The organism is Pleomorphomonas sp. PLEO (assembly GCF_041320595.1).
In the GTDB taxonomy this organism is placed as follows: Bacteria; Pseudomonadota; Alphaproteobacteria; order Rhizobiales; family Pleomorphomonadaceae; genus Pleomorphomonas.
In genome coordinates, this window is record NZ_CP166625.1 from 3,233,614 (window position 1) to 3,256,193 (window position 22,580).

At 63.2% G+C, this 22,580-nt stretch carries 22 protein-coding genes; 12 read left to right on the forward strand and 10 right to left on the reverse strand.

Going from position 1 to position 22,580, the window contains the following annotated elements; all coding sequences use genetic code 11:
• Positions 1 to 120 precede the first annotated feature (120 nt).
• Positions 121 to 1,017, forward strand: a complete 897-nt coding sequence (locus AB6N07_RS14955; RefSeq protein ID WP_370673877.1) for a helix-turn-helix domain-containing protein — start codon at positions 121 to 123, stop codon at positions 1,015 to 1,017.
• Positions 1,018 to 1,037: 20 nt separating this feature from the next.
• Here AB6N07_RS14955 and AB6N07_RS14960 read toward each other — a convergent pair whose 3' ends face one another.
• A complete protein-coding gene (locus tag AB6N07_RS14960) occupies positions 1,038 to 1,937 on the reverse strand; it encodes a LysR family transcriptional regulator (RefSeq protein WP_370673878.1) in 900 nt (299 codons plus the stop codon).
• Positions 1,938 to 2,065: 128 nt separating this feature from the next.
• Between AB6N07_RS14960 and AB6N07_RS14965 the strand changes: the two genes are divergently transcribed.
• A complete protein-coding gene (locus AB6N07_RS14965) occupies positions 2,066 to 3,268 on the forward strand; it encodes an MFS transporter (RefSeq protein ID WP_370673879.1) in 1,203 nt (400 codons plus the stop codon).
• A 7-nt stretch (positions 3,269 to 3,275) separates the two neighbouring features.
• On the opposite strand, the gene AB6N07_RS14970 is transcribed toward AB6N07_RS14965, so the two are convergent.
• Both AB6N07_RS14970 and AB6N07_RS14975 read right to left on the reverse strand, forming a co-directional pair.
• Positions 3,276 to 3,767 carry a GNAT family N-acetyltransferase gene (locus AB6N07_RS14970; protein WP_370673880.1) on the reverse strand — a complete coding sequence of 164 codons (492 nt, stop codon included), beginning with the start codon at positions 3,765 to 3,767 and terminating at the stop codon, positions 3,276 to 3,278.
• A gap of 175 nt (positions 3,768 to 3,942) precedes the next feature.
• The gene (locus tag AB6N07_RS14975) at positions 3,943 to 4,752 is read right to left on the reverse strand and encodes a helix-turn-helix domain-containing protein (protein ID WP_370673881.1); all 810 of its coding nucleotides are present in this window, start codon (positions 4,750 to 4,752) and stop codon (positions 3,943 to 3,945) included.
• Positions 4,753 to 4,825: 73 nt separating this feature from the next.
• On the opposite strand from AB6N07_RS14975, the gene AB6N07_RS14980 reads away from it, so the two are divergent.
• Together AB6N07_RS14980 and AB6N07_RS14985 are read left to right on the forward strand one after the other, a co-directional pair.
• Positions 4,826 to 6,217 (forward strand): SLC13 family permease, encoded by a 1,392-nt coding sequence (locus AB6N07_RS14980; RefSeq protein WP_370673882.1) that lies wholly within the window; start codon positions 4,826 to 4,828, stop codon positions 6,215 to 6,217.
• Between the two features lie 84 nt (positions 6,218 to 6,301).
• Complete coding sequence (locus AB6N07_RS14985) at positions 6,302 to 7,444, forward strand: PQQ-dependent sugar dehydrogenase (RefSeq protein ID WP_370673883.1); 1,143 nt, start codon at positions 6,302 to 6,304, stop codon at positions 7,442 to 7,444.
• Here the strand turns inward: AB6N07_RS14985 and AB6N07_RS14990 are convergent.
• The gene (locus AB6N07_RS14990) at positions 7,431 to 8,327 is read right to left on the reverse strand and encodes a helix-turn-helix domain-containing protein (protein ID WP_370673884.1); all 897 of its coding nucleotides are present in this window, start codon (positions 8,325 to 8,327) and stop codon (positions 7,431 to 7,433) included. The two genes, AB6N07_RS14985 and AB6N07_RS14990, sit on opposite strands and share 14 nt — an antisense overlap.
• Positions 8,328 to 8,452: 125 nt before the next feature.
• Between AB6N07_RS14990 and AB6N07_RS14995 the strand changes: the two genes are divergently transcribed.
• Complete coding sequence (locus tag AB6N07_RS14995; protein ID WP_370673885.1) at positions 8,453 to 9,661, forward strand: MFS transporter; 1,209 nt, start codon at positions 8,453 to 8,455, stop codon at positions 9,659 to 9,661.
• An 83-nt stretch (positions 9,662 to 9,744) separates the two neighbouring features.
• Here the strand turns inward: AB6N07_RS14995 and AB6N07_RS15000 are convergent, their stop codons facing one another.
• From AB6N07_RS15000 to AB6N07_RS15025, 6 genes are all read right to left on the reverse strand, one after another.
• The gene (locus tag AB6N07_RS15000) at positions 9,745 to 10,824 is read right to left on the reverse strand and encodes an ABC transporter ATP-binding protein (RefSeq protein WP_370673886.1); all 1,080 of its coding nucleotides are present in this window, start codon (positions 10,822 to 10,824) and stop codon (positions 9,745 to 9,747) included.
• Positions 10,821 to 11,735: a carbohydrate kinase family protein gene (locus tag AB6N07_RS15005; RefSeq protein ID WP_370673887.1), complete on the reverse strand. Its 915-nt coding sequence runs from the start codon at positions 11,733 to 11,735 to the stop codon at positions 10,821 to 10,823. Before AB6N07_RS15005 ends, AB6N07_RS15000 begins: the two co-directional genes overlap by 4 nt.
• On the reverse strand, positions 11,736 to 12,746 hold the full coding sequence (locus AB6N07_RS15010; protein WP_370673888.1) for an SIS domain-containing protein: 1,011 nt from the start codon (positions 12,744 to 12,746) through the stop codon (positions 11,736 to 11,738).
• 18 nt (positions 12,747 to 12,764) lie between these two features.
• Positions 12,765 to 13,610: a carbohydrate ABC transporter permease gene (locus AB6N07_RS15015; RefSeq protein ID WP_370673889.1), complete on the reverse strand. Its 846-nt coding sequence runs from the start codon at positions 13,608 to 13,610 to the stop codon at positions 12,765 to 12,767.
• Positions 13,610 to 14,494 carry a carbohydrate ABC transporter permease gene (locus AB6N07_RS15020; RefSeq protein WP_370673890.1) on the reverse strand — a complete coding sequence of 295 codons (885 nt, stop codon included), beginning with the start codon at positions 14,492 to 14,494 and terminating at the stop codon, positions 13,610 to 13,612. The genes AB6N07_RS15015 and AB6N07_RS15020 overlap by 1 nt, the downstream gene beginning before the upstream one ends.
• 69 nt (positions 14,495 to 14,563) lie before the next feature.
• A complete protein-coding gene (locus AB6N07_RS15025) occupies positions 14,564 to 15,802 on the reverse strand; it encodes an extracellular solute-binding protein (protein ID WP_370673891.1) in 1,239 nt (412 codons plus the stop codon).
• A 218-nt stretch (positions 15,803 to 16,020) separates the two neighbouring features.
• Between AB6N07_RS15025 and AB6N07_RS15030 the strand changes: the two genes are divergently transcribed.
• The 7 genes from AB6N07_RS15030 (at position 16,021) to AB6N07_RS15060 (ending at position 22,578) form a co-directional block, all read left to right on the forward strand.
• On the forward strand, positions 16,021 to 17,229 hold the full coding sequence (locus AB6N07_RS15030) for an ROK family protein (RefSeq protein ID WP_370673892.1): 1,209 nt from the start codon (positions 16,021 to 16,023) through the stop codon (positions 17,227 to 17,229).
• 125 nt (positions 17,230 to 17,354) lie between these two features.
• Complete coding sequence (locus AB6N07_RS15035; protein WP_370673893.1) at positions 17,355 to 18,134, forward strand: ABC transporter substrate-binding protein; 780 nt, start codon at positions 17,355 to 17,357, stop codon at positions 18,132 to 18,134.
• A 159-nt stretch (positions 18,135 to 18,293) separates the two neighbouring features.
• A complete protein-coding gene (locus AB6N07_RS15040; RefSeq protein ID WP_370673894.1) occupies positions 18,294 to 19,088 on the forward strand; it encodes a dimethylarginine dimethylaminohydrolase family protein in 795 nt (264 codons plus the stop codon).
• A 47-nt stretch (positions 19,089 to 19,135) separates the two neighbouring features.
• Entirely contained in the window at positions 19,136 to 19,933 is a 798-nt protein-coding gene (locus tag AB6N07_RS15045; RefSeq protein ID WP_370673895.1) for a transporter substrate-binding domain-containing protein, read from the forward strand.
• A gap of 63 nt (positions 19,934 to 19,996) precedes the next feature.
• Positions 19,997 to 20,710 carry an ABC transporter permease gene (locus AB6N07_RS15050; RefSeq protein ID WP_370673896.1) on the forward strand — a complete coding sequence of 238 codons (714 nt, stop codon included), beginning with the start codon at positions 19,997 to 19,999 and terminating at the stop codon, positions 20,708 to 20,710.
• A complete protein-coding gene (locus AB6N07_RS15055) occupies positions 20,710 to 21,423 on the forward strand; it encodes an ABC transporter permease (protein WP_370673897.1) in 714 nt (237 codons plus the stop codon). The genes AB6N07_RS15050 and AB6N07_RS15055 overlap by 1 nt, the downstream gene beginning before the upstream one ends.
• A gap of 3 nt (positions 21,424 to 21,426) precedes the next feature.
• Positions 21,427 to 22,578, forward strand: coding sequence for a M20 aminoacylase family protein (locus tag AB6N07_RS15060; RefSeq protein ID WP_370673898.1), 1,152 nt, complete (start codon positions 21,427 to 21,429; stop codon positions 22,576 to 22,578).
• Positions 22,579 to 22,580: the final 2 nt, after the last annotated feature.

A 22,580-nucleotide genomic window follows, 5' to 3' on the forward strand; every position in this document is an offset into this window, starting at 1 on the left:
GCGTTCCTTCCCATCCCGAAGCGAGGGATTTGTCATTGTCGGAACGCTAGGCGTCGCCCTCTCTGTCGTGAATAGCGGGAACGATGGACATCATGGAGGATCCTCTGATAGCTTGGGTCCATGACCGAAGATGGCGAACAGCGGATCAAGGAGGGTTTTCCGGGGCAGCGATCCATCGTACTGCCGCGACCGGTGGTGTCCGGCTGGCTGGAAGGTCGGCCGCTGATCGAACTGTTGCCGAGCGACGTCGGTCACTATCCACGGGCCCAATGGCACTTTGTCGAGCGGCCGGAGGGCATTTCTCAGTCGGTTTTGATCTATTGCACTGACGGTGGTGGCTGGGCACGGGTGGGCGATACCAGCCTGCGCATTCGCCCCGGCCAAGCGTTGGTGGCACCGGCTGGCGCGCCGCACGCCTATGGCGCCGATCCCGACGATCCATGGACGATCTACTGGGTTCACCTTGACGGCGCCAAGGTGGCGCTGCTGCCGGAACTGCTCGAGCTCGATCCGGATGATCCGCTGCTCCACCCGGGGCGTGATCCGGCCATCCCGACGCTGTTCGAAAAGATGCTGTCGATCCTCGGTCGCGGCTACACGCCGGACAATCTCCTGTCGGCTTCGATGGCACTCGGCCAGCTCGTGACCCATCTCGTGGTGCTGCGCCATCGCTCGCCCAACCGAGACGACAATCTCGATCAGCGTATCCGCCGGGTGATCGACGTGATGCAGGGCAATCTCGGTCGGGCGCTGAAGGTCGACGAGTTGGCGCGTGAAGCCAATCTATCCTCGTCGCATCTGGCGGCGGTGTTCAAGAAGCGCACCGGCTTCACAGTGCTCGACTTTTTCATTCGTCTGAAAATCCAGCGAGCGTGCTTTCTGCTCGACACGACCGACCAGTCGGTGAAGGCGATCGCGGCCGATCTCGGCTTTGACGATCCCTTGTACTTCTCGCGCTGCTTCCGGCGCGTGCATGACAGTTCGCCGACGCAATATCGGGCGCTGCGCAAGGGCTGAGGCCTATCGGCACGGCGCCTTTACGTTGCAAGGTGCTCTCGCAAATAGGCGGACAGTTCCCCGACAAATAGGGACAACAGGCGGGATTGAGCCCGGCTGACCGGGTGGATGGCGAAGAAGGATGCCGGGTCCGGTTCGAAAGCATCGAGCACGGTGACGAGGCTGCCGTCGTCGAGATGTCGTTGCACCTCCCAGAGCGATTTCTGCGTCAGCCCCAGCCCGGCCGCTGCCCAGACCACCGGTAATTCGGAATTGGCCGTTGCCAGTCGTGTCGATACCCTGACGATCTTTGCCGCGTCACCACGGCCAAACCGCCAGTCCGCGTGGAACTGGCCACCACGGTTGAATCCGAGGCAGGCATGCGCGGCCAGGTCCTCGGGGCGCTCCGGTACGCCGTGCGCTGCCAGATAGCCCGGACTGGCGACGACGACGCGTCGTGTGGAGAACAGCAGGCGGCCGGCGAATTCCGACTCCACGGCGGGGCCGCCGCGGATGGCGATGTCGAATCCCTCGCCGACGATATCGACGTAGCGGTCTTCGAGCAGAAGCTGAAGCCGGATGTCCGGATAGCGAATGGCGAATTCCCCCACGAACGGGGCGATCCACTGGCGGCCGACGGGCAGCGGAGCGGAGATCCGAAGTGTACCCTGCGGCACCGACGATAGGTCGCGGACGCGCGCCTCGACGGCGTCGATGGCCGCGAGGATTGGCTCCATCTCTGCGAGGTAGAGCTTGCCGGCGTCGGTCAGCGACTGGCGGCGGGTGGTACGGGCGATCAGTCGTACGCCGAGCCGCCGCTCAAGGCTGGCCAAGCGGTCGGCCACCACGGAAACTGACAGACCGAGATATCGGGCCGCAGCCGAAAGGCTGCCGTGCCGTACGACTGCGGCAAGCAATGCCGTTTCCTGGTCCGTTCGCATCAATTTTCCGCCTTTTCCGAAAGCTCCTTCCGAAACCATATGTTTATCGGCGGCGGAATCAAATCTAGGCTGCGTCCGATTTTGTCGATCCGGGCCATTGCCCGGATTGTCCCGACGATCGGAGCGCCATGAGCATCGCCGCCAAGTCCTTTCCCTTCAGTGCCGCCACGATTGCCGAATTTGCGTTGGCGATCGGCAGTTTTGCCATCGGCACTGGCGAGTTCGCCGCCATGGGCTTTCTTCCCGACGTCGCCGCCGCCTGGCAGGTCAGCATGCCCAAGGCTGGCTGGATTATCAGCGCCTACGCCCTCGGCGTGGTGGTCGGGGCGCCGCTGATCGCCGTCCTTGGCGCTCGACTGTCGCGGCTTCGATTGTTGCTGGTGCTGATGGGCCTTTTCGCCGTGGGAAATCTCGCCAGTGCGCTGGCGCCAAGCTTTGCCGGCTTGGTGGCGCTGCGCTTCATCACCGCCCTGCCGCATGGTGCCTATTTCGGAGTCGCGGCGCTGGTGGCCGCTGGCATGGCGCCGCCGGACGGGCGTGCTCGCGCCATCGGCCGTGTCATGCTTGGCTTGACGGTGGCGACGCTGGTTGGAACCCCGGTTGCCACCTGGGCCGGGCAGACGCTCGGTTGGCGCACGGCCTTCGGGGTGGTTGGGGCGCTAGGCTTGTTGACCGTGGTGCTGGTCTCCCTCTGCGTGCCGCGCGACCAGCCGAAGCCCGGTGCCAGCCCGCTCAGGGAGTTAGGCGCATTACGCGAGCCGCAGGTCTGGCTGACGCTGGCCATTGGCGCCACAGGTTTTGGCGGCATGTTTGCCGTTTTCAGCTATATCACGCCGACTTTGATCGAGGTGTCGGGCATTCCGGAAAGCGTTGTGCCCTTCGTCCTTTGCGTGTTCGGCGCCGGCATGATCGTCGGCAACATCGTCGGGCCGAAACTGGCCGACCGGGCGCTGCTGCCGACCATCGCAGGTTTGCTCGCGTGGAACGTTCTGGTACTGGCGCTGTTCACCGTGGCAGCGCGCCAACACGTAACGGCGGTGGTCGGCGTCTTCCTCATCGGCACCGGCTTTGCGGTGGTGCCGACGCTACAGACCCGTCTGATGGATGTTGGCAAAGACGCGCAAACGCTGGCCGCTGCCCTCAATCACTCGGCTTTCAACATCGCCAACGCGCTCGGCGCCTGGCTGGGCGGCATGGCGATCGCCGCTGGTTTCGGCTGGACGTCTACCGGTTGGGTTGGCGTGCTGCTCGGCCTCGTCGGCTCGGCCGTGTTTGCGCTGTCGATGCTGATCGAGCGGAAAGCTGTCAGAGGTCAGAGGCGCGCCCTCTGAACCCATCTCAACCGTCCCGTCCATTCGCCAGCGGGTTGAGCAGGCCGGTGTAGACGCTGCCATCGGAGTCGGGGATTGGGATGGCGCCAACGGCACGGGCATAGAAATCCACCGGTCCGGCCCAACCGATGGCCGCGTAACCGTAGCCGCGTTCGCGCATGGCGAGAAGCGTTCTGAGCAAGAGTGCTTTGCCGATGCCGAGGCCGCGTGCCGCCTCGTCGACGCCGGTCGGACCGAAGAAGCCGAGGGCGATGGCGTCGTAGCAGGCAAAGCCCAGGAGCTTCCCGTCCTTGACGGCGACCAGGCAGGCATTGGGATCGCGGGAAAAGGCGACCTGCGCCTCGCTCACCCAGCCGGCACTGAAACGGGGAGCGATCCAGGCTCGGATGGTGTCGAGTTCGGGCGCCAGCGCGCGCCGGATGACAACGCCGTTTTCCTTCAGCCGGCGATTGAGATCGGTGTCGGGCTCGACGTCATAGAGTTTCACCAGAAGATCCACGGGTCTATCCTCACCAGCGAGATGGTCGCCGACAACAGCCGGCCTGCTTTACTCGCCTTGGATGTAACAACGGTAGCGTTGGAACGTCCAGAAAAAGGGGAGACAGCGGACTATGACAGCCGCGGATGAGGGAGGCGCGGGCGATGGGCATGACCGAAAAACGTGGTGATCTTAATCACCCGCGCAGAAAGGTACTTGGCGTTTTCCCAAACTCCTCGCGAAAGCTCGCCGTGAAAGCGCTTGGCGACGAGTAACCGAGCGATAGCGCCACGTCAGTGGCGCTGTCACCCCGCTCCAACCGTTCAATGGCGGCGAGCAGACGCAATCGGGCCCGCCAGCGACGGTAGGTGAGGCCGGTTTCCTCGGCGAACAACCGCTCCAGCGTGCGTGTGCTGGCGCCGACGAAGCTGGCGAGTTCGGCGAGCGGCCGGCGTTCTTCGGGATGTTCGCCAAGGTGGCGTGTAAGGCGGACGAGCCGTGGGTCGCGACCGCCGGGCAGGCTCAGCGGGGCCTCGTCGAGCCGATCCAGTTCATCGATCACTACGTCACAGAAGCGAAGGCGGCGTGCTTCGTCGGCCTCATCGGCGAGTATGACTTCCAGTCGGAGTGTGAGTTCGCGCATCAAGGGCGTCACGGTCAGGACGGCGCAGCGGTCGGGATGCTGGGCTCCGACCCGCACGGCGCGTGAGGGATCGACGAAGACATGCCGCACCTCGGCTCGCGTCTCGCTCGCCACCTGATGGCGCGTACCGCCGGGGATCCAGACGGCATGTGTCGGAGGAACGATCCAGACCGAGTGATCGCTGACGATGCGTAGCACGCCCTTCCTTGCCCAGGCATATTGGCCACGGGGATGGGTATGCGGCCGTACGATGCGGTTGGCGACCAGCGTTTGGCTGCGGATCAGCAGTGGCCAGCTTGGATCGATGATGTAAGAGACCGGCGAGGGGTCGAAGAATGGCGTTTCGGCGACATTGTTTGGCATAATGTTAGTCTAACGCCAACGTCGGCTTTCCGATAGGGTGCCGGTCCGATCAGACGTTTCCGAGGGTTTGTTCATGTTCACGCTCAGCCAATTGACGCCTCGTCATTTCATATTGGCTGTGGTGGTTCTGATAGCTTTGACCGTCGCCATAGCCTCACCAGCCGCTCTCGGTCCATCGGGAGGCATTACGCTCGCTATCGTCCTCGTGACGCTCGGGCTTTGGGCGACGGCGCTGGTGCCGGGTTATTTCGCGAGCTTGCTGCTCTTTACTTCGGTATTGATTGCCGGGTTGCAGCCGGCGCCTCTGGTATTCTCCGGCTTCGCTTCGGCTGCGGTATGGCTGATCATCTCCGGCTTTGTGATTGGCGCCGCCGTGAGCGCCACGGGTCTGGATGGCCGCCTTGCCGCGGTCATCGCACCGCTCCTTACCCGAACCTATCCGCGTCTCATCGGTGGCCTAATGCTCGCCTCGATGATCCTCGGCTTCCTGATGCCGTCTTCGGTGGGGCGAGCCGTGGTGATGGTACCGATCGGTATGGCGCTCGCCGATCGCTGTGGTTTCGGCAAAGGCTCCAACGGGCGCATCGGCATTGCAGCGATCCTGGCCATCGGCTGCAACATGCCGAGCTTTGCCATTCTGCCGGCGAACATTCCGAACATGGTTCTGGCCGGCTCGGCCGAAACGATCCTCGGCATTCATTTCACCTATACCGGCTATCTCCTGCTGCACTATCCCGTGCTGGGCATCGTGAAGTCCATCGTCACCGTGGCACTGGTGATCGCCCTGTTTCCTGCCAAAGTTGGCGAGCCTATCGGGACGACGGCGGCCGCAACCGCAACCGCGCGCGCGGGGCAGGGCAAGGTGATCGGCATCCTGGTCCTGACGCTTGTCTTCTGGATGACCGACAGCCTGCACGGCATCAATTCAGCTTGGGTTGGTCTAGCCGCCGCCGTATTGCTGTTGGCTCCGCGCTTTGGTGTGGTGAGTCCCCAAGCCTTCCGGCAGTCGGTCGATTTCGGTCTACTGTTGTTCGTTGCCGGCGCGCTGGCGCTCGGCGCCGTGGTCAACGCCTCCGGTCTTGGTGGCAAGCTCGGCGCGTTTCTGACCTCCGTGCTGCCGCTGGCACCGGGGCATGACGCCGCCAACTTCTTCTCACTGACATTCCTGTCTTTCGTGACCGGCATGTTCACGACGGTGCCGAGCGCGCCGGCGGTGCTGACGCCAATGACCAGCGATCTTGCAACCCTCACCGGCTATGGGGCCATGACCGTGTTGATGACGCAGGTGGTCGGCTTCTCGACCGTGCTGTTTCCTTATCAGGTGGGGCCGCTCGTCGTGGCGATGCAGCTTTCCGGTGAAAAACTCGATCATCTCGTCAAGGTGACCGTGCCTTTGGCGCTGATCACGCTCGTCGCGCTGGTGCCGCTCGACTTCCTTTGGTGGAAGGCGCTGGGCTGGCTGTAATCGCTTGCCTCTTGAGAAAGGGGCGCGACTTCCCAAATCTTCCTGAGATGTCGGCTCCGCCGGCACAGCCAGGGAGATGCCGACATGCCCGCCACCCTCCGAGGGATTCTGCTCGCTACGGCAACCGTCGCCAGCCTGACGGCAATGCCAGCGACCGCTGCGCCGGAAAACGCCGGACCCAACAAGGCGACGACAAAGGTCCCCTTCCAGACCCAGACGGTGGCGCGCTTCGACTTACCGTGGGCGATTGCCATGATCGACGCCGACCGGCTGATCGTCACCACCAAGCCGGGCAAAATGTTCCTGGTCGATCACAGCGGGCGCGACCCGGTTGAGATTTCCGGCGTGCCGAAGGTTGAGCATGCCGGCCAGAACGGCTTGCTCGACGTGGCGCTTGCGCCGGATTTCGCCCAGAGCCGCCGCATCTACTTCACCTATGTCGAGCCCGGCGAGGGCGGCAGTTCATTGGCGCTCGCCCGCGCGACGCTGGCCGAACAGAGCGGTGGGGGGCGGCTCGATGGCCTCGAAGTGATCTGGAGGCAGATGCCGAAAGGCAAGGGCGGTCAGCCGGGCGGCATCCTCGCCTTTGCGCCGGATGGCAAGTCGCTGTTTTTGACCTCCGGTGACCGCATGCGGCCGGAGACGGCCCAGAATCCGGATCTTGCGCTCGGCAAGGTGCTGCACCTGACACTCAATGGAAAGCCGGCGCCCGGCAATCCGGAAGCTGCCGCAGGGGGCGTTCGTGCCGAGACGTGGACCACCGGCCATCGCAATCCCTACGGCTTGGCGTTTGCGCCCGATGGTCGTCTCTGGCTGGACGAGATGGGCCCGAAGGGGGGAGACGAACTCAATCTGATCGAGCCGGGCGTCAATTATGGCTGGCCGGAAGTGTCCTACGGCGACAACTACAATGGCACGCCGATCCCCAAGCCGCCGACCCGACCGGAATTCCGCGAACCGGCTCTTTATTGGAATCCGGTGATCGCGCCAGCAGGCCTCGCCTTCTATAAGGGCGATCTTTTCCCCGCCTGGAAGGGATCGGCGCTGATCGGCGGGCTCAAGACCCAATCGCTGTCGCGCGTCACCATCCATGGCAACAGCGCCCACGAAGATGAGCGCTTCGCCATGGAAGGGCGTATCCGCGACGTGGCGGTAGCGCCCGACGGGGCCGTGTGGGTGATTGAAGATGCGAGCCCGGGACGACTGTTCCGGCTCAGCCCGCGTTGACGTCGACTGCCCTGTCGGGGTGTTCAGCGTGGCTCGATGTCGTTTCGCGCAGGTATCGTCCCGGCGTCGATCCGGTCATGCGCTTGAACATGGTCGAAAAAGCCGAAGGACTGTCATAGCCAAGGTCGAGCGCGACACTGGTTACGCTTTCTCCGCCAGCCAAGCGTGGCAGCGCCGCAAACAGGCAGGCTTGCTGGCGCCATTCGGATAGACTCAGTCCGGTTTCTCGACGAAACGCCCGTGTGAAGGTCCGGCGGCTCATGGCGAGCGCCTCGGCCCAATCGTCGATGTCTGCCCGAGGCATGGGAGCGTCCAGGAAACGGAGGCACAGGGCCGCCATGCGGAGATCGGCTGGAAACGGCAGGCCGAGCGGGCGAACCGGCAGCCGAGGGATCTCCTCCAGGATCAGCGCCATCACAAGTCCTGCGCGGCTGGATGGCTCGTAGCATTGAGGCAGGTTAACCGCCTCCACCATCAAGCTGCGCATCAGGCCGGTCAGTTCCACCACCCGACCACGGGTCGGCAGATCGGCGACGGCGCCGGGCTTGACGTAGATCGAGAGCATGCTGACACGGCCGCCGGCAGTGACTGAATGCTCGGTGCCGGCTGGCACCCAAAGCGCGTGGTCGGGTGGCACCATCCATCGCTCACCGGGCATGGCCACCGTCACCACGCCCGAAAGCGCGTAGATCATCTGGGCGCGGCTATGGCGGTGGGGTGGGACGACATGCCCGTCGGCATATTCTATGGCCTTGGCGACAATCGGCCCGACAGCTCGCTCCAACCATTCAATGCGTTTTGCGTGTGGCTCTTCCGACCATGGGGCGACGAGATCCGAGCGGCTCGCTTCGCTACCGGCGGTGCGTGGAAAGTTGATATCCATGGTGAAGTTGGCCCAGTCGAATAGTAATTGGACCATATCACGAAGGCAGGAAGCGCCGAAAACGATATTGTCGCGCGCAACCGGCCGCTTCTTGATGCGATGCCGGCTGCGCCATGGAGTGCCACTTGACCGACACAACAGCACCGGCTGCCGTTCCGTCCGCGACGACAACGGCCTTTTCCGTGATCTTCGCCATCAGCTTCTGCCACATGCTCAATGACATGATGCAGTCGTTGCTGACCGGCCTCTATCCGATGCTGAAAGAGAATTATGCGCTCAGTTTCGGTCAGATCGGCCTGATGACGCTGACTTTCCAGTTCACGGCCTCGCTGCTTCAGCCCCTGGTCGGCAGCTACACCGACCGACATCCGCAGCCCTATTCGCTGGCGATTGGCATGGGCTTTACCCTTTTGGGCTTGCTGCTGCTCGCCAACGTCCACAGCTATCATCTGCTGCTCGTCGCCTGCGCCCTAATCGGCACGGGATCATCGGTCTTCCATCCGGAATCCTCGCGCGTGGCCCGCATGGCGTCCGGCGGGCGCTATGGTCTCGCCCAGTCGCTGTTCCAAGTTGGTGGCAATTTCGGTTCGGCGCTGGGGCCATTGCTCGCCGCTTTCATTGTCCTGCCAAACGGTCAGAAGAGTGTCGCCTGGTTCTCGGCTGCCGCTTTGCTGGCGATGATCGTGCTATGGCAGGTCGGCAACTGGTATGGCCGGCATCGCAAGGCAACGGCCAAGCGTACCGTCGCGATATCCCAAGCCTCTCTGCCGCGCTGGCGCGTCATCACCGCTCTGGCCGTGCTCGGCTGTCTGGTATTCTCCAAGTATATCTATCTCGCCAGTCTTTCGAGCTACTATACCTTTTACCTGATGCATAAATTCGGCGTCAGCGTCCGAGAGTCGCAGATGCTGCTGTTTGTGTTCCTCGGCGCGGTGGCGGCCGGCACCGTTATCGGTGGACCAATCGGCGATCGCATTGGGCGTAAGCCGGTCATCTGGGTGTCGATCCTCGGCGTGCTGCCCTTCACGCTTGCATTGCCGTATGTCGGCTTGTTCTGGACAGCGGTGCTGACTGTGATCATCGGCCTCGTGCTCGCCTCGGCCTTCTCAGCGATCATTGTGTTCGCCCAGGAACTTGTGCCAGGCAAGGTTGGCATGATCGCCGGTTTCTTCTTTGGGTTTGCCTTCGGGGTCGGAGGTATCGGCGCTGCCGTCCTTGGTCAAGTCGCGGATGCCAAGGGCATCGACTTCGTCTACCACATCTGCTCGTTCTTGCCGGCTTTCGGCCTGTTGACGGTATTTTTGCCGAAAATCGAACGGCATCAGCCGCAGTAAGTCGGCGCGATATCTCGCTGGGACCGTGCCAACAGAATTGAACGCGAAGCGGCGGTACCCCGCTGTACGTGTAACGGTAGCGATCAGGCGGTTTCGATGCGCATGCCTGTTTCCGCGTCGAACAGATGAAGTGCCTCGGTGTCGAGTGTCAGGGCGACGTCACTGCCCGCCGTTGCCCGCGTACGCGGCGATAAGGTGGCAACGAGGCGTTGGCCGCCGACACTGCCCGACAGGATCAGCTCTGGGCCGGTGAGCTCCACCACCTCACACCGCAGGGTCAGTGGCAGACCGTCGGCGGCGTCGGTACGGAAACACTCGGGCCGGACGCCGAGCTTGATGTTTCTGTCTTGGGGAATTTTGGAAAGCAGGGCGGGTGGCAAAGGGATCACCGTGTCGCCGCCGGCAATCAACAGACCATGCGGGGTGGCGACCACGTTCAGAAGGTTCATTGGCGGCGCACCGACAAAGGTGGCGACGTAGAGCGTAGCCGGTCGGTTGTAGATCTCTTCCGGTGAGGCCAGCTGTTCGATCTGGCCGTTGCGCATGACGGCGATACGGGTGGCGAGCGTCATCGCCTCGATCTGGTCGTGGGTGACATAGACCACCGTGGTCTTCATCATCTGGTGCAAGCGCTTCAGCTCGGTACGCATCTCCATGCGAAGTTTGGCATCGAGGTTTGAGAGCGGCTCGTCGAACAGGAACAGCTTGGGGTTGCGCACCAGTGCCCGGCCGATGGCGACGCGCTGGCGTTGGCCGCCGGAGAGCTGGCTCGGCCGGCGATCGAGCAGCGGCTCGATCTGCAACAGCCTGGCGGCCTCGGCAACCGCCTTTTCGCGTTCCGCGACCGGCACCTTTCGCATCTCAAGGCCGAAGCCAATGTTCCGCCGGACCGTCAGGTTGGGGTAGAGCGCGTAGGACTGGAACACCATGGCGATGTCGCGGTCCTTGGGATGGACGCCAATCAGCGAGCGGCCTTCGAGGCGGATGTCACCGCCAGTCGGCTCGGCGAGGCCGGCGATGATGTTGAGCAGCGTCGACTTGCCGCAGCCCGACGCGCCGAGCAGCACCAGGAACTCGCCGCTTTGCAGCGAGATGTTGATGCCTTTCAGCGTTTCGACGTCGGCGAACGACTTGCGGATATTGTCGACGACGAGAGCGCTCATGAACGGGACTCCGGCGGGGCGTAGCGGCGCGGATAGGTGGAAACGGCGAGCGAGGCAGTTGCGGCTCCCGCCTTGAGACTTTCCTCAAGCGATTTGCCGGCGGCCAGTGCCGCCAGGAACCCGGCATTGAACACGTCGCCGGCGCCGATCGTGTCGATCACCTTGACCTTGGGGGCAGCAACCTCGACAACGCCAGCACTGGAGACCGCCAAGGCGCCATGCGGACCGCGCTTGACGACGGCGACGGCGCCTTCTGGCATCAGATCGAGCATGGCGCGGGCGGCGGAGTGCACGTCGTCCCGACCGGTGATCGAAGTGGTCTCGACCTCGTTGAACAGAGCAATGGCCGAGCGAGCCAGCCAGCCCTTGGTTGCCGCGACGACCTCTGACGTCCAACCGGCCGGTGGCCAGCCGGTGTCGAGGGCGACGCGAATGCCGAATTTGTCGGCCCAATCGTAAAGCTGGCCGTATTCTTGCGACAGCTTGGGCATCAGGAACGGGCCGGCGAACAGTGCCAGACCGCCGCGATGGGCCTCGCCGTCGAGCGTCGTCAGCACGTCGGCGGCGCCGTAGTGTGGCAGGTGGCCGAGTGTAGTGAAGAAGGTACGCTCGCCGTCGGGGTGAGTAATGCCGACAGAGATGGTGGTGTTTTCTTCGTGAACCCGCCAGTTTTTCGATTGCCCGCCGAACTCGCCGGCCAGCCATGCTCCGAAGCGATCACTGCCAACACTGGCGGCCAGCGCGAAGGGCACACCGAGTGCCTTGAGCGCCAGTGCCGAGTTGCCGGCGCAGCCACCGACCCGCAGCTCGTCATGGTCGACGATGATCTCGGTTCCCGGCTGCGGCCAGGGCGTAGCGGGGCCTAGGATCAGGTCGACGTTGACGTTTCCAATAACAGCAATCGGCTTCACTTATTCGCTCCGGGTAATCTTGTTCGAACGGACGGGCGTCCCAGCATTCTCGACGCGTTCGGCGGCGAAGGCGACCATCAGGGACTGGGCGGCTGGCAGCAGGGCGAAGACGGCGGCCATTCCAGTGGCCGGCTTGACGGGAATGGTGACGGCCCCTGCCACTGGCGCGTCTCCCGAGGCGTCGAAGACCACGACCGGCGCACCAGCGGCGAGGATTTCTACAGCCATTCCGGCGATCAATGGCGACGTCGGGTCTTTGGCGCGGAACAGGACGGCACCGATCTCGGGCGACAGCATTTCCATCGGTCCATGCCGGAGCTGACCACCCTCGTGCGAGAAGCAGGGACGGCGTGACAGTTCGGTGAAGCCGAGGGCGATGGCCTCGGCGACGCCTTGTAGGCTGCGGCCGGAGGTGACGATGGTGCGGACGTTCTTCAGGGCGACTAGCGCGGCGGAAACGTTGGGTGCCTCCGGTGACTTCAACACGGCGAGCGCCGGTTCCGCGTCCGCTCCAAGCGCCGAGAGGACGGCAAGATGCAGTGCGAAGGTCAGCGTCAGGCTGCGCGTCGCGGCGAAAGCCAGTTCCGAGCCGCCGGCTGCCACCAGAGCCGGGGCGGCTTTGCCGAGGAAGGAGACACCCTCAAGGGTCAGAGCAAAGGTTTCGGTGGTGCCACCCGTTTCCTTGAACCAGCGGACCACCTCGGCGCTTTCGCCCGACTGCGAGGTGACGAAGATCGTGCGGCCGTTGATTGGCAGAGGCGCTGTGAGTTGCTCGGATACCGGCAGCGACACCGCGTCGATGCCGAGGGCGCGATAATAGGGCTCGACAGCGCGGGCGACAGCGTGTGAACCGCCCATGCCCAGCATCAACAGGCGATCGGTCTTCTTGAGCGAGGCTGCGGCGCGGGTAGCCATCTCGCGGTTGGTCTCAAATGAGGCGAGGGCATCGGCGTGCTGGCGGGCCATTTCTCGGTCAATGGCGAGGAGGCTTTCGGGACGGGGAGCGGTCATGGTGTTGTCCTTTTTGGTTCAGCCTTTGACGCCGCCGGACGTGAGTCCGGAAATCAGCGCCCGCTGCATGACGAGGCCGACGATCACCGGTGGCAACGCGGCGATCACACCGGCCGTGGCGATTAGGCCGTAGTCTGAAACGCGTCCGCCGGCGAGGTCGGCGATGGCGACGGTCAGTGTCTTGGCCCGCTGGTCGGATGTGAACAGCAGGGCGTAGAAGAATTCGTCCCACCCCAGCAAAAAGGCGAACAGAGCTGAGGTGGCCACCACCGGCATGGCGAGCGGCAGTGTGATGATCCGAAGCGTCTGCCACAGGCTGGCGCCGTCGATGACGGCGGCCTGCTCGATCTCGCGTGGAATGCCGTCGAAGCCGGATTTCATCAGCCACGTCGTGAAGGGAGCGAGAATGGTGAGATAGACGAGCGCCAGGCCGAATACGCTGTTGAGCAGGCCGAACTTGGAGAGCGCCAGGTAGAGCGGCACGGCGAGGGCGACAGGCGGCAGCATATAGGTGCCGATGACCAGGGACAGCGACCAGCCGACCGATGGCGTGCGCGACACGGCCCAGCCGGCGGGTACGGCGAGCGCCACGGCGGCGACGGTGGCCATGCCAGCGACCATCAGCGAGTTTCTGAGGCTTGCCATAAACGCCGCGCCTGCACTGTTTTCCAGCGTCGAAAGGAGGATGGCATAGCGAGAGAAGTCCATCGTCGCCGGCCACCAGCGTAGGGGCTTGGCGGCGAGGTCGGCGGCCGGCGAGATGCTCATCACGAACAGCCAGACGAGCGGCGCCAGGATGACGATGCCCAGGAGCAGCGCCGAGGCATGCAGGAACAGGCGGAAGAGGGGGCTCTGGCGTTCCATCAGGCGGCGCTCCCGGCAACCTTTTTCACGGCGGTGCCATAGACGATGGCGAGTACCGTGACGATCAGCGTGACGATAAGGGCAAGCGAAGCGCCTGAGCCAGCCCGCTGGAAGGAGAAGGCTTCCTGGTAGACGAGGATGGACAAGGTGCGCGTCGAGTTGGCAGGACCGCCGCGCGTCATTACCCAGATGATGTCGAACACCTTGAAAGCCTCGATGGTGCGCAGCACCAGCGCCACCATCAAGGGGCCGGCCAGATAGGGTAGCGTCACGTAGCGGAAGCGGGCAAAGGCACTGGCGCCATCGACGAAGGAAGCGGCGATGACATCGCGCGGCACCGCCTGCAGGGCGGCGAGCGCGATCAGCGCGACCAGGGGGAAGTTTTTCCAGCAGTCGGCGACGATCAGCGCCGTCATGGCGGTGCCAGGCTCGCCGAGCCAGGAACGGTAATCGGAGAGCACGCCGAGCTGGGTGAGGGCGGCGTTGAGCGCGCCATATTCGGGATTGTAGATCAGACGCCACAGCGTGGCGTTGACGACTGTCGGCAGCGCCCAGGGCAAGATCATCAGGGCCCGCAGCAGAGTACGCCCGCGGAACTGTTGGTTGAGCAGAAGCGCGGCGAGTACCCCAAGCGCCATCTCGGCGGTCACCGACACCACGGCAAACCAGGTGGTGGTGAAAAGGGTGCGGCCGAAGGCATTGCCGGAGACAAGGCGGACGTAATTGTCGAAGCCGACGTAACTACCGGATGTCCCGACCAGCTTCGCGTCGGTGAAGGATAGGTGCACGGTGTCGACGAGCGGCCAGCCGATGACGGCGACCATGACGATGAGGAGCGGCAGCATGAGCAGCCACGCCCGGGTGGTAATCCAGGTGCCGGACATGCAGTGTCCTTGTCGGATAATCGGTCAGCGGGGAACCGGGCGCCAGGGGCGCCCGGTATGTTCAAGGTATCAAAGGCCGCTGTTGTCGGCGGCGGTCTTCAGGGCGTCCTCGGGGCTCGATTGGCCGAGAAGGGCTTCCTGGATCGCCTGCTGCAAGGCGACCGAGATCTCCTGATATTTCGGCGTGGCCGGGCGCGGATACATGGCGGCAAGGCCGACCTTGGCGGCGGCGATCAGCTCTTCCTGGCCCTTGGTCACAGCCGGATCCGCATAGGAGGATGCCCAGATCGGCAGGCTGAGCTTGGCATAGGCGTTCTGCGTCTGCTGCGAGGTCATGAAGACGATATACTTCCACGCCTCGTCTTGGTGCTTGCTGGCAGTGGTCACGCCAAGGCCCATCGAGCCGTTGACCGCCGAGGCTTCGCTCTTTCCAGCGACGCCCGGTGCCGGCACCACGCCGACCTTGCCCGCGACCTTTGAATCCTTCGGGTCGTTGGCCATGTTGTACATGTAGGTCCAGTTGAGGGCGAAGGCGGCGTCGCCGTTCTCGAACACCTTGCGGACGTCTTCTTCCAGGAACTCCTTGGAGTTCGGATTGGTAACGCCGGACTTATAGGTGTCGACCATGTATTTCAGGGCGTCGAGACCGCCACCGGTCTGGAAAGCCGGCTTGCCGTCTTTCAGGAAGTCACCACCAAAGGCGCTGACCAACGTGGTGTAGTCGCAGATGGCGGCTTCCGCCTGTGCCCAGCTCCAGGCAATCGGCGTCGCGAGGATGCCCTTGTCCTTGATGATCTTGGCGTCGGCTGCGAGTTCGTCCCACGTCTTTGGCGGGTTGGCGATGCCTGCCTTGGTCAGGATTTCTTTGTTATAGAACAAGTACTTGGTGTCTAGAATCCATGGCATGCCGTAGAACTTGTCGCCGTATTTGACGGTGGTCCAGGCACCGGGCAGCACGCCCGCCTTCATGTCGTCGGTGATCTTGGGGGAGACGTCGACCAGCACATTGTTGGCAGCGAATTCGGCCGGCCAGATCACGTCGAACAGCACGACGTCGTAGGCGTTGCCGGCGCCCTGGGCGAGCACGGTCTTGTCGTGCAGTCCCTCATAGGGAACGAACTCGAGATTGACCTTGATGTCTGGGTTGGTCTTGGTGAAGGCCTCGGTCATGGCGCGAACGTCGGCCTCGCTATAGGCGGCCTGGGCCATGAACAGCGCGTTGATCTGGGTTTCGGCGAAAGCCGGAACGGAAAACGGTGCCGTCAGCAGCGTCGCTGAGAGGAGTGTCCTGCCGAAAAACCTGTTCATTGTGGGCTCCCTTTGGTCGGTGACTACGCGGAAAGGATCGCGGCGACAACGAGCCGCCACGACCGGTCATTTGATGGCCCGGAGGGCCGCTGGACGGAGCGTCGTCACACCTTTGGGGTGGACTAGCGTTCCCCGGAACTCTGTCGGTTCCTTATTAAGTCAAATTGCTTGACTTATTCGTGGGCGAAATATCAACTGCTGTCAAGATGGATTTGGGCATGAACGAACAGCGGTCGATCCGCGCCAAGAGCGGTGCCAATAACGAGGGGACCAGCGCCCACAACCGGCGCGTCATCATCGACGCGCTGCGCGTGAATGGTGCCCTGTCGCGTGCCGACCTTGCCCGCGCCACCGGCCTTACCAAGCAGGCGGTGTCCAATCTGGTTGAAACGCTGGAGAACGAAGGTCTCGTCGCCTCCGAGGAATTGGTGCGCAAGGGCAGGGGGCAGCCGTCCACGCCCTATCGACTGGTCGCCGAGGGAGCCTATTCCATCGGCCTGCAGATCGATCGTCACATCAGCCGCGTCATTGTCGTCGACCTCGTCGGCAACATCCTGGCTCGCGCCATGGCCAAAGTGCCGCCTCGGTCGCCTGAGGAGGGTGCCCAGGTGGTGCTCGATCTTCTGGCGGGAGTCAGAACGGAGTTCAGCGCCGGCCGGCCGGATGCCGAGGCGCGTATCGCCGGCATCGGCGTCGCCATGCCTGGCCCCTTCGGCGTCGAGATCGCCGACGACAGCCTTTGGCTTATGCAGGCTTGGCAGAGCTTTCCGCTGCTGGATCGGCTCGCCGCCGGCACCGGCCTTGCCGTCAGCTTGCAGAACGACTCCGCCGCCTGCGCCACGGCCGAGCGCATGGTGGGCGCCGCCCAGGGCCTCGACCACGCCGTCTGCATCTATGTCGGCTACGGCATCGGGGCCGGCCTGATTCTTGGTGGCGAACTTTATGGCGGCGCCCATGGCAACGCTGGCGAGATCGGCATGGTGTTGTTCGGTGGGCCCGACAATCTGATACCGCTCGAGCACCGGGCGTCCATTGCCTCGCTCTACGCCATGGTTGGGATCGACCCGGCCGACCCCAAGCAGTTCGACAGGCTTGAAACGCTTATCTCGGCGGATGATCGACGCATTGCCGAATGGATCGAGCGGGCGGCGCACGACCTCAGGCTCGCGGTTCATACCGCCGAAACGCTGTTCGATCCGCAAACCGTCATCCTTTCGAGCGGTGTGCCCGGCTCGTTGATGCCCAAGCTGGTCTCAGCCATCGAGCCGTTGCGTCCTTCTTTGTCGCCGACGCTGGACCGTGCCATCCCTCGACTGCGGCTCGGGATGACCGACCCTTGGGCTGTGGCAATTGGTGCGGCCGCCGATCCTATCCGTCGTGCCTTCGATCCCAGCTTCTCGGCCATCTTGAAGCGCCAGCGGGAATAATCTGCCGCCGGCCCAACAATTTTCCTGACAGAGAATTGTCATCCCCTCCTGTTTGCCGCTAATCTTTCAGCGGTGTGGGCAAAGAGATAAACCGGCCCATAGCGCTTCCAGGGGAACCAAGCACCATGAACAACCGCATCATTCGCGGCCTTGCCGCCGCCGCACTCCTCGCTGGTTGGGCCGTTGCCGCCCATGCCGAGGAAACGCTGAAAATTGGCACCGAGGGAGCCTATCCGCCCTTCAACTACGTAGACACCGACGGCTCCATCAAGGGCTTTGACGTCGAGATCGGCCTCGCCCTTTGCGCCAAGATGAAGGTCAAGTGCGAGGTGGTGGCCCAGGATTGGGACGGCATCATTCCGGCGCTGCTCGCCAAGAAATACGACATGATCATCGCCTCGATGTTCATCACCGAAGAGCGCAAGAAGGTCGTCGATTTCACCAAGCCTTACTATAAGGCCGCGATGACCCACGTCGTTCCCAAGGACAGCGGTCTCACTGAGTTCTCCGACGCGGCGCTTTCCGGCAAGATTATTGGTGCGCAGGCCGGCACCACGCAGGCCGAATATATCGAAAAGACCTATCCGAGCGCCACTTTGAAGACATATCCGACGCAGGACGAGGCCAATCTCGACCTGGCTGCCGGTCGCCTCGACATGCAGGTCGGCGATTTCCTGCCGATGTTCGACTGGGTGAGCAAAGAGGCCGGTGCCTGCTGCAAGCTGGCCGGTGAGCCGATCACCGATCCAGCTTTCGTCGGTGAGGGCGTCGGTATCGCCGTCCGCAAGGAAGATGGTGCGCTGAAGGAAGCCATCAACAAGGCGATCGACGAAGTCGTGGCCGATGGCACCTATAAGACGATCAACGACAAGTATTTCAAGATCAATCTCTATTCGCTGAAGTGAGTTCGATGCAGGGCGTTCGCGTCCTGCATCCCATCAATCCGCGCTGGTCGGAGGATTTCCGGCCGGCATCCGTCTTTACACGAAGGACAATGCCCCTTCCGGTTGTTGCACCTTGACGGACGGTTCGTCTATGACAGCGCTTTCCATCAAGGTGTCAGAATGGCCAGCTTCCTTCCCGTCTATCGTTTCGATTCTTTCATCGTCCGTACGCCGTCGTCTTCGGTGGTCAATGGCCTCCGCGCCGACGATCGTGGCAATCCGACATACGCTGGCGTTCTTGCCGAGCATGCGGCTTATATCCACGCAGTGAGTCTCGCCGGTGTCGAGGTGACGGTGCTGCCGCCGCTGGAAGCCTTCCCCGACTCCATCTTCGTTGAAGACCCGGCTCTGGTATTCCCTGAGGGCGCCATCCTGCTGCGTCCGGGTGCCCAGACGCGCGCCGGCGAGACCGCCAAGATCGCTCCGGTGCTGAAGCGCCTGTTCTCGACGGTGCTCGACTTGCCTCGTGGCTTTGCCGATGGCGGCGACGTGCTGACCACCCAAAGAACCGTGATGATCGGCCTCTCGGCCCGTACCAATCGCGAGGGCGCCGAGGCGTTGATCGAATGTCTTGCCAAACTCGACCGTAAGGGCGAGATCGTCGAAACTCCCAAGGATGTGCTGCATTTCAAGACCGATTGCTCGCTTCTGGACGAGGAAACGGTGCTGACTACCGAGCGTCTCGAGCGTTCCGGCGTCTTCAAAGGCTTCAAGACGCTGCTGGTCCCGGCGGGCGAGGAAGCGGCTGCCAATGCGCTGCGCGTCAATGACGTGGTCTTCGTCGGCTCCGACTATCCGCGCACTGCCGAGCTGCTGACGGCCAATGGCTTCAACGTGGTGCCACTCAAGACCACGGAAATCGGCAAGATCGACGCCGGTCTCTCCTGCATGTCGCTGCGTTGGCATCGCGGCTGAGCCTGCCGTCCAAGCAATTGATGTCAAGGAAAAGGGGAACGTCCCAAATGTCGAATATCGTTGTGAAAGCGGCCCTGGCGATTGCCATCGCCTCATCGGTTGCCCTGCCGGCGTTGGCTGAGGATGTGATCAGGCTCGGCATGACGCCGGAGCCCTATCTGCCGTTCGGCCAAGTCAACGCCGCCGGCCAGTGGGAAGGCATCGAGGCCGACATCACTCACGTTCTCTGCGAGCGCATGCAGGTGAAGTGCGAGATTTCCGCCATGGCCTTTGATGGCCTGTTGCCGGCGCTGAAGGAAAACAAGCTCGACGTGGTGGTCGGCGCCTTCTCGATCACCGACGAGCGCAAGCAGACGGTGGACTTCAGCGCCTCCTACTACACCGAGGGCACTTCGCTGGTCGGCCCGAAGGCCGAGAGCTTCACCGTCGGCACCGTCGATGCGCCCGATGGTAGCAAGATCCTCGATCCCAAGGCCTTCGAGGGCAAGATCGTCGGCGTGCAGGCGTCGACCGTGCAGCACCAGTACCTGACCAAGTACTATCCTCAGGTCGAGGTGAAGGCCTACGATACCGCCGACAACTCGATGGCCGATCTGGCCGCTGGCCGTATCGATTTCGTGCTGTCGCCCGATCTTTATCTGCACACCTTCCTTGCAACGCCGCAGGGCGCCGACTTCGACATCAAGGCCGCCGCGCCCGATAACAAGACGCTCGGCGAGGGCGTTGGCTACGTCGTCAAGAAGGGCGACGCGGCGACACTGAAGAAGGTCGACGATGCGCTTGCCTCGATCAAAGCCGACGGCACGCTCGACAAGAGCATTGCCCATTGGGTCGACGGCAAATAAGCCGTGATATCCGCCGCCGCCCTTTAATCGGGCCGGCGGCGGTTTTCTTTTGCGGATGGCGCGATGGATGGCACTCTTTCACTGCTGAGCTGGGGCGATACGGGGTGGAGCGACGATCTCTTCTGGGGCATCGTCACCACGCTCAAGGTATCGGTGTCAGCCTATCTGATCGCGTTGGTGTTTGGCGCGGTCTGTGCGGTCGGCAAGCAGTCGTCCTGGCGGGCCGTTCGTTTCCTTGCCGGCGTCTACACCACGGTGGTGAGGGCGCTGCCGGAACTCCTGGTCATCCTGCTGCTCTATTTCTCCATTGCCTCGGGTATCGAGCGGCTGGTGAAAGGTTTCGGCCTTGCCGGTGACAATTTCCAGGTCAGCCCATTCTGGGCGGCGGTGGTGGCGCTGGCCTTCGTCTCAGGCGCTTTCATGGCTGAGGTGTTGCGCGCCGCCTATCTTGCCGTACCACTCGGACAGATCGAGGCGGGGCTGGCCCTCGGCATGCACCGATGGATCATTCTCATCCGCATTGTTGCACCACAGATGGTTCGTCACGCCATACCCGGCATGGGGAATCTCTGGCTGGAGATGACCAAGGAAAGCGCCATTATTTCCGTGCTCGGCGCCTTCAACGATCTGCTCTATGTCGGGTATCGTGCGGCGGCCGGTACACGGCAATACATCTTTTTCTATGGTTTAACCGCCGTGCTGTTCTTGATGCTTACGGCGGTGTCGGTCTGGGTCATTTCCCGTCTCGAGCGGCGCTTCTCGCGGGGCTACCGCTGATGGAGGTCCTTGCCCGCGTTTTCTCGTTCTTGCCGTCTCTTCTGGCTGCCATGCCGCTGACGCTGTTCCTGACGGTGACCGGCGTCATCTTCGGTCTCCTGATGGGAACTGCGACGGCTGTCGCCATGGTCTACGGCTCTCGGATCTCGGCTTGGCCTGCCAAGGCCTTTACCTTCGCTTTTCGCGGCACGCCGCTTCTGGTCCAGCTCTATCTCATCTACTACGGGCTGGGGCAGGTGCTGCCCGGTACCTTCATCCGCCATTCCTTCCTGTGGCCTTATCTGCGCGACGGTCTCTGGTACGCGGTGTTCGCGCTGTCGCTCAATCAGGCTGCCTATAATGCCGAGGTGATCCGGGGTGCCATCCTTGCCGTGCCCAAGGGGCAGACCGAAGCGGCGATGGCAGTGGGCATGCGCCCCTTCACCATCCTCTGGCGTATCACGCTGCCGCAGGCTCTGCGGCTCTGCCTGCCGGTGTTGACCTCGGACGTCATCATTCTCCTGAAGTCCACCTCACTCGCTTCGACGATCACCATCATGGAGATGATGGGCACGGCGCGCATGCTGCAGCGTCAGTCGCTGTTGATCTTCGAGCCGCTGATCGCCGCTGGACTTCTCTACTTCGCCGTTGTCGTGGTGCTGACGCGTGTCATGGCCGAGGTCGAGCGCCGGCTGACGCTCTATCGCCAGCCGGCGCGGCCGCAACAGGGGTAGATCATGGACGAAGCCGTCTTCGGTGCCTTCCTGCCGGAACTGGTTGCCATCCGTCGTCGCCTGCATCAGATGCCGGAGACCGGCTATGAGGAGCGGCAGACCTCGGCTTTCGTTGCCGATCTGCTGTCGGGTTGGGGTCTCTCGGTGACGCGCGACATTGCCGCCACCGGTGTTGTTGCCACCCTCGATCGTGGCGGCGACGGCCGGGCCATCGGGCTCAGAGCCGACATGGACGGGCTACTGGTCCTTGAGGAGACCGGCGTGCCTTATGCCAGCCGCACGCCGGGCATGATGCATGCCTGTGGTCACGACGGCCATACGACCATGCTGATCGGCGCCGCCTTCCGCCTCCTCAACGACACCGACTTCCGGGGCAAGGTGCGCTTCATCTTCCAGCCGGCCGAGGAGACGGCCGGTGGTGCCGCGCGGATGATCGAGGAGGGCCTGTTCGAGCGCTTTCCTTGCGACGCCGTCTTTGCGCTGCACAACTATCCGGGCCTAGCGGCCGGTCGCTTCTCGGCCCGGCCCGGAGCGATGATGGCAGCGATCGACGCGGCAACACTCACCGTGCGCGGTGCCGGCGGCCATGGGGCTCGCCCCGAAGATACCGTCGATCCGGTGGTCGCCGCGGCGAGCATCGTCATGGCCTTGCAGACGGCTGTCTCGCGCAATGTGCCGCCGCAGGAAGCGGGCGTCATCACGGTCGGTGCTTTTCATGCCGGCTCGGCCTGCAACGTCATTCCCGACGAGGCGGTGCTGGAGGTGAGCTTGCGCGCCACCGATCCTGCTGTCCGCACGCGACTATGCCGGCGGTTCGAAGAGATCTCTCGTGCGCAAGCGGCAAGCTTCGGTGCCGAGGCACATATCGCTTGGCAGGTTGGCTATCCGGTGACCATGAATGACGCTGCCTCGGTCGACCTGGCGGCTGATGTGATCCGCGACACGTTCGGCAATGACGCCTTCGAGCCGCTCGATCGACCGATGATGGGCAGCGAAGACTTTGCCTTCATGCTGGAGAAGGTGCGGGGGGCCTATCTGTTCCTCGGCAATGGCGACAGCGCAGGGCTGCACAGCAGCCGCTACGACTTCAACGACGCGCTGCTCGACCGCGGCCCCGCTTTTTTGCACGCACTGGCACGACGCTTTTTCGGCTGATC

Bases quoted from the DNA above. Each gene is read 5' to 3' on its own strand.
- AB6N07_RS15000 (WP_370673886.1), bottom strand. From the start codon at position 10,824: ATGAGCGCTCTCGTCGTCGACAATATCCGCAAGTCGTTCGCCGACGTC.
- AB6N07_RS14985 (WP_370673883.1), top strand. From the start codon at position 6,302: ATGCCCGCCACCCTCCGAGGGATTCTGCTCGCTACGGCAACCGTCGCC.
- AB6N07_RS15040 (WP_370673894.1), top strand. From the start codon at position 18,294: ATGGCCAGCTTCCTTCCCGTCTATCGTTTCGATTCTTTCATCGTCCGT.
- AB6N07_RS15045 (WP_370673895.1), top strand. From the start codon at position 19,136: ATGTCGAATATCGTTGTGAAAGCGGCCCTGGCGATTGCCATCGCCTCA.
- AB6N07_RS15015 (WP_370673889.1), bottom strand. From the start codon at position 13,610: ATGGAACGCCAGAGCCCCCTCTTCCGCCTGTTCCTGCATGCCTCGGCG.
- AB6N07_RS15035 (WP_370673893.1), top strand. From the start codon at position 17,355: ATGAACAACCGCATCATTCGCGGCCTTGCCGCCGCCGCACTCCTCGCT.
- AB6N07_RS14960 (WP_370673878.1), bottom strand. From the start codon at position 1,937: ATGCGAACGGACCAGGAAACGGCATTGCTTGCCGCAGTCGTACGGCAC.
- AB6N07_RS14990 (WP_370673884.1), bottom strand. From the start codon at position 8,327: ATGGATATCAACTTTCCACGCACCGCCGGTAGCGAAGCGAGCCGCTCG.
- AB6N07_RS15060 (WP_370673898.1), top strand. From the start codon at position 21,427: ATGGACGAAGCCGTCTTCGGTGCCTTCCTGCCGGAACTGGTTGCCATC.
- AB6N07_RS15055 (WP_370673897.1), top strand. From the start codon at position 20,710: ATGGAGGTCCTTGCCCGCGTTTTCTCGTTCTTGCCGTCTCTTCTGGCT.
- AB6N07_RS15010 (WP_370673888.1), bottom strand. From the start codon at position 12,746: ATGACCGCTCCCCGTCCCGAAAGCCTCCTCGCCATTGACCGAGAAATG.
- AB6N07_RS14975 (WP_370673881.1), bottom strand. From the start codon at position 4,752: ATGCCAAACAATGTCGCCGAAACGCCATTCTTCGACCCCTCGCCGGTC.
- AB6N07_RS14980 (WP_370673882.1), top strand. From the start codon at position 4,826: ATGTTCACGCTCAGCCAATTGACGCCTCGTCATTTCATATTGGCTGTG.
- AB6N07_RS14965 (WP_370673879.1), top strand. From the start codon at position 2,066: ATGAGCATCGCCGCCAAGTCCTTTCCCTTCAGTGCCGCCACGATTGCC.
- AB6N07_RS15050 (WP_370673896.1), top strand. From the start codon at position 19,997: ATGGATGGCACTCTTTCACTGCTGAGCTGGGGCGATACGGGGTGGAGC.
- AB6N07_RS15030 (WP_370673892.1), top strand. From the start codon at position 16,021: ATGAACGAACAGCGGTCGATCCGCGCCAAGAGCGGTGCCAATAACGAG.
- AB6N07_RS15020 (WP_370673890.1), bottom strand. From the start codon at position 14,494: ATGTCCGGCACCTGGATTACCACCCGGGCGTGGCTGCTCATGCTGCCG.
- AB6N07_RS15025 (WP_370673891.1), bottom strand. From the start codon at position 15,802: ATGAACAGGTTTTTCGGCAGGACACTCCTCTCAGCGACGCTGCTGACG.
- AB6N07_RS14955 (WP_370673877.1), top strand. From the start codon at position 121: ATGACCGAAGATGGCGAACAGCGGATCAAGGAGGGTTTTCCGGGGCAG.